This window comes from Anaerobacillus alkalidiazotrophicus (assembly GCF_001866055.1).
In genome coordinates, this window is sequence record NZ_MLQS01000030.1 from 476690 (window position 1) to 491173 (window position 14484).

At 33.2% G+C, this 14484-nt stretch carries 13 protein-coding genes; 12 read left to right on the plus strand and 1 reads right to left on the minus strand.

All coding sequences use genetic code 11. From position 1 onward, the window contains the following. Nucleotides 1-404: 404 nt before the first annotated feature. The 9 genes from BKP45_RS18230 (at nt 405) to BKP45_RS18270 (ending at nt 9596) form a co-directional block, all read left to right on the plus strand. On the plus strand, nt 405-1427 hold the full coding sequence (locus tag BKP45_RS18230) for a PstS family phosphate ABC transporter substrate-binding protein (RefSeq protein WP_245747460.1): 1023 nt from the start codon (nt 405-407) through the stop codon (nt 1425-1427). A 116-nt stretch (nt 1428-1543) separates the two neighbouring features. Continuing rightward, nucleotides 1544-2479 (plus strand): phosphate ABC transporter permease subunit PstC, encoded by a 936-nt coding sequence (gene pstC / locus BKP45_RS18235; RefSeq protein ID WP_071390001.1) that lies wholly within the window; start codon nt 1544-1546, stop codon nt 2477-2479. Nucleotides 2480-2481: 2 nt separating this feature from the next. Then, nucleotides 2482-3366, plus strand: coding sequence for a phosphate ABC transporter permease PstA (gene pstA, locus BKP45_RS18240; protein WP_071390002.1), 885 nt, complete (start codon nt 2482-2484; stop codon nt 3364-3366). Nucleotides 3367-3414: 48 nt separating this feature from the next. Then, nucleotides 3415-4233 (plus strand): phosphate ABC transporter ATP-binding protein PstB, encoded by an 819-nt coding sequence (gene pstB, locus BKP45_RS18245; protein ID WP_071390162.1) that lies wholly within the window; start codon nt 3415-3417, stop codon nt 4231-4233. 16 nt (nt 4234-4249) lie between these two features. Next, nucleotides 4250-4906: a phosphate signaling complex protein PhoU gene (gene phoU / locus BKP45_RS18250; protein ID WP_071390003.1), complete on the plus strand. Its 657-nt coding sequence runs from the start codon at nt 4250-4252 to the stop codon at nt 4904-4906. Between the two features lie 68 nt (nt 4907-4974). After that, nucleotides 4975-5781 carry a response regulator transcription factor gene (locus BKP45_RS18255; protein WP_071390004.1) on the plus strand — a complete coding sequence of 269 codons (807 nt, stop codon included), beginning with the start codon at nt 4975-4977 and terminating at the stop codon, nt 5779-5781. A gap of 224 nt (nt 5782-6005) precedes the next feature. Next, a complete protein-coding gene (locus tag BKP45_RS18260) occupies nt 6006-7745 on the plus strand; it encodes a methyl-accepting chemotaxis protein (RefSeq protein ID WP_084787884.1) in 1740 nt (579 codons plus the stop codon). 66 nt (nt 7746-7811) lie between these two features. After that, nucleotides 7812-8669: an EAL domain-containing protein gene (locus BKP45_RS18265; RefSeq protein ID WP_071390005.1), complete on the plus strand. Its 858-nt coding sequence runs from the start codon at nt 7812-7814 to the stop codon at nt 8667-8669. Between the two features lie 105 nt (nt 8670-8774). Continuing rightward, nucleotides 8775-9596 carry an alpha/beta fold hydrolase gene (locus tag BKP45_RS18270; protein WP_071390006.1) on the plus strand — a complete coding sequence of 274 codons (822 nt, stop codon included), beginning with the start codon at nt 8775-8777 and terminating at the stop codon, nt 9594-9596. 22 nt (nt 9597-9618) lie between these two features. On the opposite strand, the gene BKP45_RS18275 is transcribed toward BKP45_RS18270, so the two are convergent. Further along, nucleotides 9619-10164 (minus strand): phosphatase PAP2 family protein, encoded by a 546-nt coding sequence (locus BKP45_RS18275; protein WP_071390007.1) that lies wholly within the window; start codon nt 10162-10164, stop codon nt 9619-9621. Between the two features lie 202 nt (nt 10165-10366). Between BKP45_RS18275 and BKP45_RS18280 the strand changes: the two genes are divergently transcribed. The 3 genes from BKP45_RS18280 (at nt 10367) to BKP45_RS18290 (ending at nt 14404) form a co-directional block, all read left to right on the plus strand. Then, nucleotides 10367-11527 carry a glycosyltransferase family 4 protein gene (locus tag BKP45_RS18280; protein ID WP_071390008.1) on the plus strand — a complete coding sequence of 387 codons (1161 nt, stop codon included), beginning with the start codon at nt 10367-10369 and terminating at the stop codon, nt 11525-11527. 758 nt (nt 11528-12285) lie between these two features. Next, nucleotides 12286-13080, plus strand: a complete 795-nt coding sequence (locus BKP45_RS18285; protein WP_071390009.1) for a Cof-type HAD-IIB family hydrolase — start codon at nt 12286-12288, stop codon at nt 13078-13080. Between the two features lie 70 nt (nt 13081-13150). Continuing rightward, on the plus strand, nt 13151-14404 hold the full coding sequence (locus BKP45_RS18290) for an MFS transporter (protein ID WP_071390010.1): 1254 nt from the start codon (nt 13151-13153) through the stop codon (nt 14402-14404). Nucleotides 14405-14484: the final 80 nt, after the last annotated feature.

The window sequence follows — 14484 nt, forward strand, 5'->3', positions numbered from 1 at the left end:
ACCTCGTTTTACGAGGTTTTTTTCACATAATCAGAATTTATAAATTTCTAACTTGGAAACTGTCTAGCGCAAGCAGCCTACGAGCTCGGTCACATCAGTCAAGCAACTAACTTCAATTACCTCTTGAAATTCTTCGTTGATTAGCTTCATGCAGCTTTGCTCTTGAGCAAACGGAGTGGCACAGGAGCAGCTGCTCGTGACCAAGGCGCTTGCGCTTTTCTTCTGCTTATTTTCCTCATGAAATACAAAAGGAAAAGCAAATTTACAAATCATTTACATTCCATTACAAATCATTTACATCTAATTTATCCCCTCTTAACATTCCGCTACTATACTAGCAATTGTGATAGAGAAAAAACAAACTCTATCAAATTATGAAGCTAAACATAGGGAGGAAATTAGTAGTGAATTTCAAAAAGATTTTTTTATTATTAGCTTTAGTAACATTCATGGTAATGGTTGCAGCATGTGGCAACAACGACACAGCAAGTGAGAAAAATGAGGAGTCTACTAATCAAACAGAAGTAAATCAAGATGAAAATAAAGAAGAACAAAAAGAAGAAGAGCTTTCAGGCTCAGTAGTTATCGATGGATCAGGTACTGTATATCCATTAATGGCTCGTATTGCTGAAGAGTTTATGATAGAAGTACAACCAAATATTAGTGTTGAAGTTAGCCGAGCTGGTACAAGTGCAGGAATGAAAAAATATGTAGTTGGTGAAACAGACTTTTCGAATGCTTCACGAGAAATTAAAGAAGAAGAAATTGCTGAATTATCAGCAAATAATATTGATTCAAAAGAATTTAAAATTGCTCTTGATGGTATGACATTAGTTATTAACCCTGAAAACGATTGGGCAACTGAGATGACTGAAGAAGAAATTACAACAATGTTCGTAACTGGAGCGATTAAAGATAATGATGAAGTTTTATGGTCAGATATTCGACCGGAATGGCCAGCTGAAAAAATTAACTTTTATGGTCCAAACGAGAACCATGGAACGTATGAATTTTTCGTTGAAGTACTACTTCAAAAGCAAGATTTAGTAAATGGAATTAACTTACAACAAGAATATTCTACATTAGTAAATTTAGTTTCTGAAGACAAAAATGGAATTGCATTTTTTGGATATGGTTACTATGCAAATAACTCAGATAAAATTACTGCTGTTAAAGTAGATTTTGGAAATGGTCCTGTAGGTCCTTCATTAGACACAATAGCAGAAGACGGTGAGTATGGTCCATTTACTCGTCCAGTATTTACAAACTTAAGTATTGACTCAGCTAAGGAAAAGGCACAAGTTAAAGCATTCGCTGAGTACGTATTTGGAGAAGGTGCTGGTAAATTTGCAGGGGAGACTGGATTTGCTCCTCTTCCTGAAGAGGAATTAAAAGAAAGTTTAGAGTTTGTAAAATCAATCAATTAAATGATAGATCATAGTTTGAAGATGGGCTGTACGCAAGTACACCTCGTCTTCATACTATTTTCATGTTTTATAGTTTTTAACTTAAAGAGAATGAGTAAGGGAAGGGGCAGTTCATCATGGCGAAGATAGAGAGCGTCAAAGATTTAATTTATAAAAAGAAACAGTTAACTAGTGCTACAACTATCATAGAAAAAATTGTTCCTGTTGTTCTTTTTCTTACAGCACTTATTTCTATCTTGACTACTGTAGGAATTGTAATGACATTAGTTTTTGAAACAGTATTATTTTTTAAAGAAGTATCTTTTATACAATTTTTCACCAGTACAGAATTAAGACCATTAAGTCCTGTTGAGCCTAAATTCAGTATCTTACCATTAGTGATGGGGACGTTACTGACATCTGTTATTGCCATGTTTGTTGCTATTCCAATAGGTTTAACAACAGCCGTTTTTTTAAGTGAGTACGCAACAGAAAATACAAGAAAAATATTAAAACCAATCATTGAAGTTCTAGCTGGAATACCAACAATAGTTTATGGATTCTTTGCTTTTACATTCGTAACACCAATATTAAGAGAATTTATCCCAGCCTTACAAGCCACAAATGCATTGAGTCCAGGTATTGTTATGGGAATTATGATTATTCCATTAGTAGCATCACTTTCTGAAGATGCCATGAATTCAGTTCCTAATTCGATGAGAGAAGGTGCTATGGCTTTAGGTGCAACGAAATTTGAAGTGACGATACGTGTTGTTATCCCTGCTGCAATTTCAGGAATTATCGCTTCCTTTGTATTAGGTATTTCAAGAGCGATAGGAGAAACAATGATTGTAACAATTGCAAGTGGTAGCTCAAAAAACTTTACATTTGATATTACTCAATCAATGCAAACAATGACAGCTTATATTGTTGAAGTAACAAGTGGAGATGCTGCAGCCGGGACAACTGCTTATTATAGTTTATACGCTGTTGCGATGACATTATTTGTATTTACATTATTAATGAATTTACTAGCAAGATATATTTCCCGAAAATATAGGGAGGTTTACTAAAAATGAAATATATTGATCTCAATGTCGTTCAAAAGAGGATGAATACGAGACTTTTTATAAATCAGCTTGTAAAAAATCTATTTTTACTATCTACATTATTTGGTTTAGTTATTCTTGTCATCTTACTTTCTCGAGTTTATGTAGATAGTATCGGTTGGCTTAATTTCGAGTTTTTAATGAATAAATTATCGACAAGACCTGAACGGGCAGGAATTCAGGGTGCTATTGTTGGGACATTATGGCTAATGGTTATTGTTGGACCGGTAACAATGTTTCTAGGGGTAGGAACAGCCATTTATTTAGAAGAATATGCGAAGAAAGGGAAGTTACATTCGTTTATTCAAACAAATATAACGAATTTGGCTGGAGTTCCATCTATTGTTTTTGGTTTATTAGGATTAACAGTTTTCGTACGTCTATTTGGCCTAGGTTCAATTGTTTTAGCAGGTGGGCTAACGATGTCTCTTCTCGTTTTACCAATTGTAGTGGTTGCTAGTCAAGAAGCCATACGCTCTGTCCCACAATTTTTGAGAGAAGCTTCTTACGGAATGGGGGCAACAAAATGGCAAACTATTAAAAATGTCATACTTCCAGCAGCTATACCAGGAATTTTAACAGGTGTTATTTTGGCATTATCGAGAGCAATAGGAGAAACGGCACCACTAGTTGTTATTGGGATACCTGCATTGTTAATTCCTATTCCAAGTGGAATATTTGATCGATTTACAGTAATGCCAATGCAAATTTACTATTGGACTATAGATTCTGTGTTAGTTGATGAATATGCAAATCTCGCTGCTGCAACTATTCTTGTTTTACTAATTGTGTTGTTTGTTATGAATTCAATTGCCATTGTCATTAGAAACAAATTTCAAAACAGATTTTAAATTTAATATATGGGGGAATGTTAGATGGCAACTTTAACTGTAAAGGATATGGTTAAGGAAGTAAATGAAGCACATCGTAATATAGCATCAAATGCAGTTCTCGCAGATAAGAAAAAAATTGTCTATAACACGAAAAGTCTAAACCTTTGGTATGGAAAAGATCATGCCTTGAAAAATATTGATCTTCCAATTTATGAAAATGAAGTTACAGCTATTATAGGACCTTCTGGTTGTGGAAAATCAACATATATTAAGACATTAAATAGAATGGTAGAGCTAGTTCCGATTGTTCGCATTACAGGTGAAATTTTATACCGAGAGCGAAATATATTTGAAAAGTCATACAAAGTAGAAGAGCTTCGTACTCGCGTTGGAATGGTGTTTCAAAAACCAAATCCATTTCCAAAATCAATTTTTGAAAATGTAGCGTATGGACCTAAAATTCATGGTATTAGAGATAAAAAATTATTAAAAGAAATAGTTGAAAAAAGTTTACGAGGAGCAGCAATTTGGGATGAAGTGAAAGACAGACTTCATGAGAATGCATATGGATTATCGGGTGGACAACAACAACGTTTATGTATCGCTCGTTGCTTAGCCATTGAACCAGATGTGATTCTTATGGATGAACCAACATCGGCACTAGATCCGATCTCGACTTTAAAAGTTGAAGAACTCGTACAAGAACTTAAGAAAGAGTATAGTATCGTGATTGTTACTCACAATATGCAGCAAGCAGCTCGAATTTCAGATAAAACAGCATTTTTCTTAAATGGCGAAGTAGTAGAGTACGATGATACAAATGTCATTTTCTCCAATCCGCAAGACAAACGAACAGAAGACTATATTACCGGCAGATTCGGTTAAGGGGCGAGAAAAGTTCATGCACACTAGAGAAACGTTTCATTCAGGGTTAAGTGGTTTAAAAGAAAGTATTGTCAAATTGGGTGAACAGGTTGATCAAGCTTTTCATCATGCAATGGACGCCTTTGTTAATAATGATTTTGAAAAAATTCAGAATATTAAAGAAAACGATCTGAAAATCAACCAGCAAGAATTAGTTGTTAATGAAAAAGCAACGTTACTAATAGCAAGACAACAACCTGTTGCCTCAGACCTCAGAAAAATTATCGTTGCCTTTAAGATCTCTAGTGACCTAGAGCGTGTAGGTGATTTAGCGGTTGATATTTGTAAAGCCGCAGAAAGAATTCCTAAAACAGAAATGGAAATTGATACAACAATATTAGTAGAAATGGCTATCATTGCTAGTGGAATGGTTACAAATGCATTAAGAGCCTATGAATCAGGAAATGTTTTAGAAGCTCAGCAAATTGCCCACCTTGATGATCAGGTTGATGATATGTATGCACGATTTGTAAAGCAACTTTTTAATATTGTTATCTCAGATCAATTAGAAATTGAACAAGTAACTCAGTTAGCTTTTATTTCACGCTATATTGAAAGAATTGCTGATTATGCGACAAATATTGCTGAGTTAATTATTTACGAAGTAAATGGTCAATATTTTGACTTAAACTAATGATAAGCTGACAAAGAGAGTGGGATTATACCTACTCTTTTTGTTAAAGTTAGTTTCTGGAGGTAAGGATGAGCCAACTAATACTCAAGATAAATCCAGACCCGATTATCACAACAAAAATCAGAGAGGATTTTAACGCTGCAGGCTTTGGACTAATTCATACAAATGATATAGAAGAAGCTCTAGAAATAGTAGATAGATTTGAACCTACTATAATCCTTCTTGATTTAGACTTTATCAGATTCCAAGCATTTGACTTTTGTAGGACGTTACGGCTGCAAAAAGATAATTGGACACCCTTGATTCTAATGTCGGAGAAAGACGAAGAATTTGATTTAGTACTTGGATTAGAACTAGGAGCAGATGATTATATTCGAAAACCAGTTAGATCTAAGGAATTGGTGGCGCGAGTTAAATCAATTTTGAGACGTCAAAGCATTTCATGGCCAAAAAACAAGGAGAAATTTTCTAATGGTACTAATAACCATGACATAATTATAATTGGAAAACTTACAATTTGTCCCTCAAATTATACCATTAGGATAAATGATAAGATCATTGATTTTACAAGAAAAGAGTTCGAAATCATTTTATATTTATCTCAAAACAAAGGAACAGCTATATCACGAGAACAACTTCTATCGGTACTAAACGAGGAAGAATTTTTAGCAGATGTACGTGTTATTGATGTTTTTATAAGCAGAATTAGGGAAAAAATTGAGCCATGTCGTAGTAAACCCTCGTATATAAAAACAGTTAGAGGCGTTGGATATATGATGCTCCATCAAAATTTACCTTACATAAAGAAAAGCGCAAGATCCCTTAATCATCCATGTACTTATCATGATAATGAATATCCCTTAAAAAGTTTTTAAATTCGCCGCTAATGGAGAAAAGCCTATTCGTCATAGGCTTTTTCTGTTGCTTCTAATTTATTGTTGACCCATTAGCTTACTCCAGTTCGCTTTTCAATATCATATATTCAACTCATAGACAGAATTAATATTTTTTAATAATAACTTTTACATTTGATTAATATTTCCTTAACAAATTATTGGTATATTTGTCATATCGTGTAGAAACTAGGGGGTTGCTTTTCGTGAAATATATATATTTTAGTAAAAAAAATTCAAAGAAAGAAAGTAAAAAGAATTATTTGAATACTTTTCATACTGTATTATCAAAGATAAGTTTGCGAAACCGATTGTTATTTCTGTTTATTACTTTATTAATTATAGCTACTAACGCCGTTGGAATAACATCCTATATAAAAGCAAAAGAAACAGTTATCCAAACAATTGAAAATCGTCTTCAACGAGAAGCTGAAATGATGTCATACATTGCAACAAATTTAAAATTTTTATATGTAAGTGATATGGATTATTTTATGCAACAACTAGAAGTAAATGTCCGTTCACAACAAGGACAGTTAAATGAGGATGGTATTGAAGCTTACTTTTATTACATAAATAATAACGAAATTACACCTTTTCAAATAAATCAGGACATAGATATCTTGCTTTATCCATCTCTATTCGAAACAATTCAAAAAAATGAAACAAGAGTGTTCCATACAAGTATTGAAGGAGAAGATTATACAATATCAACGCACGAATTAAAGGAAATTGATGCTATGTATTTGATCGTTGTACCAACAAAATCTTATATAGACCCAATAAATGAGATTGCTAAATTTACAATAATGGTGATTATTGTTAGCCTAATTATTTCAGTTATTATTATTTTATTATTTGTACAAACATTAACGAACCCATTAAACGTTTTACAAAATACGATGAGGGAAGTTCGTGAAGGAAATTTAAGTAGTGCAATTTCCATTAAAACAACATTACCTGAAATTATTTCTCTAAATAAGAGTTATAATGCGATGGTTGGGCAAATGCGACAAATGTTAAATGAAATTACAGATACGACAGTCAAGTTAGAAAATACTGGTAGTGAATTGAAGAGATCCTCTGAAGGAGCGCTAGAGTATAGTCGTCAGCTGATTGAAGCTATTAGTGTTGTGAAAGAAGGGGCTGACCAAACGGCGGCGAATTCAGAAAGTAGTGTAAATAGTTTCAAAGATATAAAGCAAAAAGTTGAAGAAATGATGGGTAACATTAACTTAGTTTATAAAAGTTCAATTGGTATGAACACATCTGCTCAATGTGGAGAGAAAAATATTACTCAATTAATAAAAACCATTCATTCTTTTGAAGAAGATTTTGATCATATGACAAAAACAATCCAACAAGTAAAAAATCATTCAAGCTCTATTGCTAATTTAGTTGGGTTAATCAATGGAATAGCAGAACAAACAAAATTATTAGCCCTAAATGCGACCATTGAAGCTGCTAGAGCTGGCGAATCTGGTAGAGGCTTTGCTGTAGTAGCTAACGAAGTACGGAAATTAGCAGAACAATCAACAATTGCAACCGAAGAAATCACTCAATCTATTGGGACCATGGAACAAGTTAGTATCGTAGCTACAAACGAGTTCGATCATGTTTTGACAAAAATAAAGGCAAACTTATCAGCAGCAAATGAATCAAAGGATTCTTTTGATAATCTTATGGAAGAAATCAATTCGGTAAGTAATAAAATATTAAGTACACAAGAACAACTAGGAGACTTACAGTTGATATTACCAAGTATTGAGCAATCAACCATTAGCTTTGCTTCGGTTTCCCAGGAAACTTTGGCTAGTGCTGAGGAAATGTTTGCAACAAGTGATGAGCAAATACAGCAAATGGAAAAAACGAATGAAATTGGGTCAAAGTTAACACAAACATCTAATTCATTATTAAACCTCACAAAACAATTTAAGCTAAATTAAAAAGAGATATGAAATTGAAGAAATAAGTTCATGTGAAGTAGCGATATGAAGGATTGGGGATTATACATGGTAATAAAAGTACTCCAAAATAAAAGTTTCTTTCAAAGATGGAAATTTAATCGAAGTTTAGCTAGGCATATGGAGTTAAAAAAATTAAAGTATAGTGAAATATTACAAGTATTAAAATATAAAAATATTAATACATTGTTTCAACCTATTGTAGGTGTTGTGAACAGTTCATTAATCGGTTATGAAGCATTAAATCGTCCAATTAAACCAAGAAACTTTTCATCGACCGAAGATTTTTATCGGTTTTTAGGGGATACAGATCAAATATTTCAATTTGAACAGTTAACACGTCAACATTCAATTGAGAAATACGTTGAACTAAGTTGGAAAAACAAAAGTACAAATAAAGAGTTTATCTTTTTAAATGTTCATCCTAAAGTATTAAATGATGCAAATTACCGAAGCGGAGAAACACTTTTTTTCGTAGAGAAATACGGGCTTGACCCGAGGCAAATTGTTTTTGAAATAACAGAAAAGCAAGCGGTACATGATTATACTCAATTTGAAAGAGTATTAGCTAATTATCGTTATCAAGGCTTTAAAATTGCTATTGATGACGTTGGTGCAGGGTATAATAGTTTGAAAACGATGATGTGTATAAAGCCGGATTTCATTAAATTGGATCGATCATTTATTCAAAAGATAGATAAAAATCATTCACAACAAGAGCTAGTCAATCTATTTGTTCAATATGCCTCTCAAGCAAACTCTAAAGTTATAGCAGAAGGGGTCGAAAGGTTTGAAGAGCTACAAATATTAATAAAGTTAAAGGTCGATTATGCCCAAGGGTATTATATCGGTAGACCTTCTGTAAGTCTTATTGAAAGTGATCTTGACTATAAATTTTCAATTTAATACTTTTCAATATGAAATTCCTATAAGTATAACTCCACATTATTCATTCGATTTTTGTACATAATACATTTGAAAAATAATGTGATAATGTGGAGTTGGTATTTTATGGACAGAAATCAAATTAAAAGCGAGTTTATTACAATTTCTAATGTTAAAATTTTTTGTGAACATGTTATAAATGGAAAACCTCCAATGCTCTTCATTCACGGCTTCGCATCCTCTACATATACTTTTAACCGTCTTTTTCCACTAATAGAAAAACATTTCTCTATAATTGCTATTGATCTTCCAGGGTTTGGGAGGAGTGAAAAGTCTACAACATTTGTCTATTCATTTAAGAATTATGCCGAATTAATTGAGCAGTGTATCGATTATTTTAAGCTTACAAATGTAACGATTGTTGGTCACTCTATGGGTGGGCAAATTGCATTATATACCGCTAAAGCTGTGCCAGAAAAAATCAATAAATTGATTCTATTAGGATGCTCAGGTTATTTAAAACGCGCAAAAAAGTTCCTAATATATGCATCCTACTTACCGTTCTTTAACTATATTATCTACTTCTACATTCATAAAAAAGAAGTGAAAGATTACTTGAAAAATGTATTTTATAATCACTCATTAATCAACGATGAAATGATTAGTGAATTTCGTAAACCGTTATTAGAAAAGAAGTTTTATCAGTCACTTACTCGTTTACTTAGATACCGTGAAGGCGACCTACTATCTCATCAACTAAAGGCTATTTACACGCCTACATTGTTGATATGGGGGGAGGAAGACAATGTTGTTTCAGTAAATATAGGGAAGAGGTTAGTTTATGATTTACCAAATGCAAAACTAATCACATATAAAGAAACTGGTCACCTCATAACTGAAGAAAGACCGGTCGAAGTTTTTGAAGACATATTATCATATACATCTTAAAGTGAAACTCATTCAATTATTACTATTGTCCAGTAAAGAAAACGAATGAGCAAAACACAACAATGATTGACGATACAGTCCCTAGAACTGCACCTATAATACAGTCAGTTGGATAATGTAGACCGAGATACATACGTGAAATTCCAACTAAAATGGCGATTGGTAAAAAGAAAATGCTCAACATTGGCATGTGAAGAGAAAAAACGATAGCTATAGAAAAAGCAGCCGTTGTATGACCGGAGGGGAATGAGTAATCTGTAAGTGGGTTTGAGCATAATGTAACGTTAGCTAATTTGTTATAAGGTCGCTCTCGGCAATACATTTTTTTAATAATGTGAACGATGATATGACTTAAGGATAGGGAAATAAGGGCTTCAATAGCCCATGTCTGAACAACTTTTTCTGAAAAGATCATCACGATAAGCAATGTAAGTATTGTAAATGTAGCTCCCCCTATATGGGTGATTTTAGGTAGGATATAGTCAAAAGCTCTACATCTTAATTTTGAATTTACGAAATGAAAAAGCTGAGTATCATTTACAGAAATCCAATTTACAAATCGGTCCAACGAATTTCCCTCCCAGTACAATTATTGTAGGTTTAAAGGTATTCACTACGCTTCCTTCTACTTCCTATCATAATACATAATTGTAAAGATCACGTTAGTGTCCTGTTGAGATTTTTGTTAAATCTTAATATGAGCTAAATATTATTTTCATAATTATTTGTTAAGTTATAATTGAAACTACTAATTATGGGAGTGAGTGAAAATGCGTATAGCTATATTTTCTGATACCTACGCCCCCGAAATTAATGGGGTTGCAAAAACTTTAAAGCGATACACGGACTATTTAGAAAAAAAGGGTATTGAATATAAGTTATTTGTTCCGGAAAGTAGTACAGCAGTTCCAACAGTCCCTCAAGTTCAACGTTTTACAAGTATTCCTTTCTTATTGTACCCTGAATGCCGAATAGCCCTTCCTAATCCAGTGCACATTAAGCAAACATTAGAAGAATTCAAGCCAACTCTTATTCATATCGCTACGCCATTTAACCTTGGCCTTTTTGGTCTTCATTATGGAAAAAAACACAATATTCCAATGGTAGCATCCTATCATACGCATTTTGATGATTACCTAGAGTATTACCATTTAACCTTTTTGCAAAAATGGATTTGGAAATACATGGCATGGTTTCATGATTCTTTTGAAAAAGTTTATGTACCTTCACAAAGTACGAAAGAAAAGCTGCTTAACCAAAAAATTCACAATAATATCGATATTTGGGGAAGAGGTGTAAATCATGATTTTTTTACACCGCTTAAACGAGCATCTGACATAAGAAAAAAATATAATATTAACGAGAAGAATGTTCTTCTCTATGTTGGGAGGATTGCTCCAGAAAAAGATGTTCATACTGTTTTAGAGACATTTCATGCATTACCAGAAAGGGTAAAAAAAGATACCCATCTGCTTATTGTTGGGGATGGTCCACTATTTAAGCAGTTATCTGAACAAAAATATCCGAATATTACATGGACAGGATTTAAAAAAGGTGAGGAATTGGCAGAGATTTATGCTTCTAGTGATGTCTTTATCTTTCCTTCATCTACAGAAACATTTGGAAATGTTGTATTAGAAGCACTTGCCTCTGGAATACCTGTTATTGGAGCGAACGAGGGAGGTATTCAACATCTTATTTCTCATGGAGAAACTGGCTTTTTATGCGGTAAGAAAAATGTAGAAGAATTTGTTTATCAAACTACAATTCTATTAGAGCAAGAATATTTACGTAATGAGTTTGCAGAAAATGCACGACGTTTTGCATTAACTCTTTCGTGGGATGAAATCTTTGACCAATTGATTAATAGCTATCAAGATATCATATATAAATCATGGCTTGCAAACAGCCGGAATAGACATTATGCATAGATAATTATTTGGATTAGACCATAACATATCGTACTATGCCAACATATTTTAGTAGATTGTTAATCGAATATTAATCATAAAGTGATTTGCTCTAACCTTTAGAGTAAATCACTTTTTTACCCACTCTTAAAGGGCATTAAGACCCGCTATGATTGAAGTTCGCTTTATAGTACGAAAAAGTAAGGTTAATAGAGTATTATATGTAGCTCCATTTAGGTAATTATGAGTCACTCAAATGTTAAAAATATTAATATAAATTCAGTTTACTTAATCAATTTTACGATTACGAAAATATAATTATCAAACAATAACATTTACTTAATACTACCTCAAAGTTAATTGACTATTATTGTTTCAGGAGGAAAAAGGTGTTTACGAGAAGGTAAGGACGCGTTTGTGTGTTGTATTTATACTATCCCGTGTAGCGTTAGTTGTGGTTGGTGGTGAAGATTAAGAAAAAAGTTAGGAAGCCCTCACCAAGTATTACTAGACTTCGAATGCATCAACTGATGTAAAAGAAGATTCACGTTCTGCTTGACTTTAAACTTACATATGCAATTTTTCCTACTGAGGATCAAGATGTTGAAAAAAACAGTCTATGAAATGGATCGGCGTTAGCTACCGCTTTTCTATTTTAAAGAATTTTACAATTAGATATTATGCCTGAGCGAATGTTGAATCCATTCAAACGCTATTAACACTACTTTGTTAAATTATGAATGGTAAGCTTTGTGAAAACAAAATAGGAGGGGTTAGTATTGTTAAACGTTAAAGCGATTGTTCTAGACTTGGATGGTACTCTTTTAAAAAAGGATGATACGATATCTAGTAGAAATAAAGAGTTTTTAATGGAACAGAAAAAACAAGGAATAAAGATTATCTTAGCTACGGGGCGTCCGATAAATATGACATTGAAATATCATGAGGAGTTACAACTAGATACGCCATTAATTTGTTTGAACGGCGCAGTCATTTTTGATCGACTGAAAGAAAATATTCTAGAGCAATCCGTTATTAGCCCGGTTGAAGCAACAATGGTTTTTGATACAGTTTCTGACCACTATGCTAAAGTTATGATTAGTCATACTTCAAAAGCTAACTATGAAATGATCAATCTAATCGGAGATAAAATAACAAATCATGGTCCAATAGAACCAAAAGGAATTTACCCTAATAAGTATGAACCATTATTAAAATTATCTGTTCATTTTCAAAATGTGGCTTCAGCTTCTTATGCGTATACAAAACTTCTTTCTCACTTTGAAATCGCCAATTGGGGTGATAGTTTTGAAATTACGAAAAAGTCGATAACCAAATGGCATGCTCTGCAAAATGTCTTAAGCTCTTTTCAAATATTACCTCAAGAGGTAGTTGCTTTTGGTGATGGTCCAAATGATATTGAGATGTTAAAAAATGTTGGTTGCGGGGTTGCTATGGAGAATGGACGGTTTATGGTAAAGAAAGTAGCTAAATATGTAACTTTGGACCACGAAAACGACGGAATTACCGAATTTTTTTGTAGGCAACTAACAAAATCAACTCTAATAATTTAAAAAACTTTGAAAAAGGCGATCTGACAATATCTGTTATCGTCTTTTTTTCATTTAAAAGGAGTTCGTTTAATTGAGTAAATACATCGGGAAAAATAGCAGTGACCAATCTATCATTGCTGTTTCATTAGTAACTGCACTATGTTTAATAGGAGATTCTATGCTTTATATTGCTTTACCAATCTATTATAAAGAAGTTGGTTTACAATCACTTTGGGAAGTTGGATTAATATTATCATTAAATCGTCTTATAAGGATTCCAGTTAACCCTTTTATTGGCTTAGCATATCGCAAGATCACTTTAAAGTTTGGATTAATGATTGCTGTATTTTTAGCTGTAGTGACAACGATAGGGTACGGAGTTGGTTATGGACTGATAATTTGGATTATCCTACGGTGTTTATGGGGAGTTTCTTGGGCATTTTTAAGGTTAGGAGGCTTATTCGCTGTTGCAGAATGCTCCACAAATTCAAATCGTGGAAGATTGATGGGACTTTATAATGGTCTTTACAGACTTGGAAGTTTATTTGGTATGTTAGTTGGAGGTATTTTAGTAAGCTATTTAGGTTTAAAAGTAGTGGGTATTGCCTTCGGTGCACTGATGATTTTGGGTTTTCCACTAATCGCTTGGTTAGTTCCTAGGAAACATGTAGAAAGAGAGAGAAAAGTATCAACCAATACGTCTATTACTAGACTGTTTAATAAATCAGTAATCTTAGTTGTTATTAGTGGTTTATTACTTGCTTTCATTATTCAAGGATTGTTTGTCTCTACATTAAGTCTTGTTATGCTAAAGCATTATAGTCATCAAGTTCAAATCATTGGAATGACAATAGGGGTAACGTCATTAGCAGGGATTGTTCAAGGAATTCGTTGGGCATGGGAGCCATTTGTAGCATTGAAGTTTGGTCAACTTTCAGATGGAAAAGATGGTAGGTTACCATTATTTATCATGTTCTTAACTTCAGCAGCTATTTGTTTAGCCCTAATTCCTATATCGATGCCTCTTTATATTTGGATCATCATAACTATTTTCTTCATGTTATCAACGACAATCATCACAACACTTGTTGATGCTTTAGCTACTGATGTTGGAAAAACATCTGATATTAACATAGTGATGACGTATTACACTGTTTTTTTAGATGTAGGTGCTGCTTTAGGGCCAATCATCGCATATTTAATCATTAGCTTTGGGAATGGGCTGAATTTTTCATATTATATAGGGGCTCTCATCTTTTTAATCGTAGCAGCCATATGGTTAAGAGAGTACAAAGCAATAGTTAAAGAGCAGCGAAGACAACCGAACTCTTCTGTTATTCATTAAACATACAGTATCCGACAGTCACTTACGCTTCTTTATACGGAGCCCACCATTTTGGTCTGTGTTATACAAAGGGGGAAGTG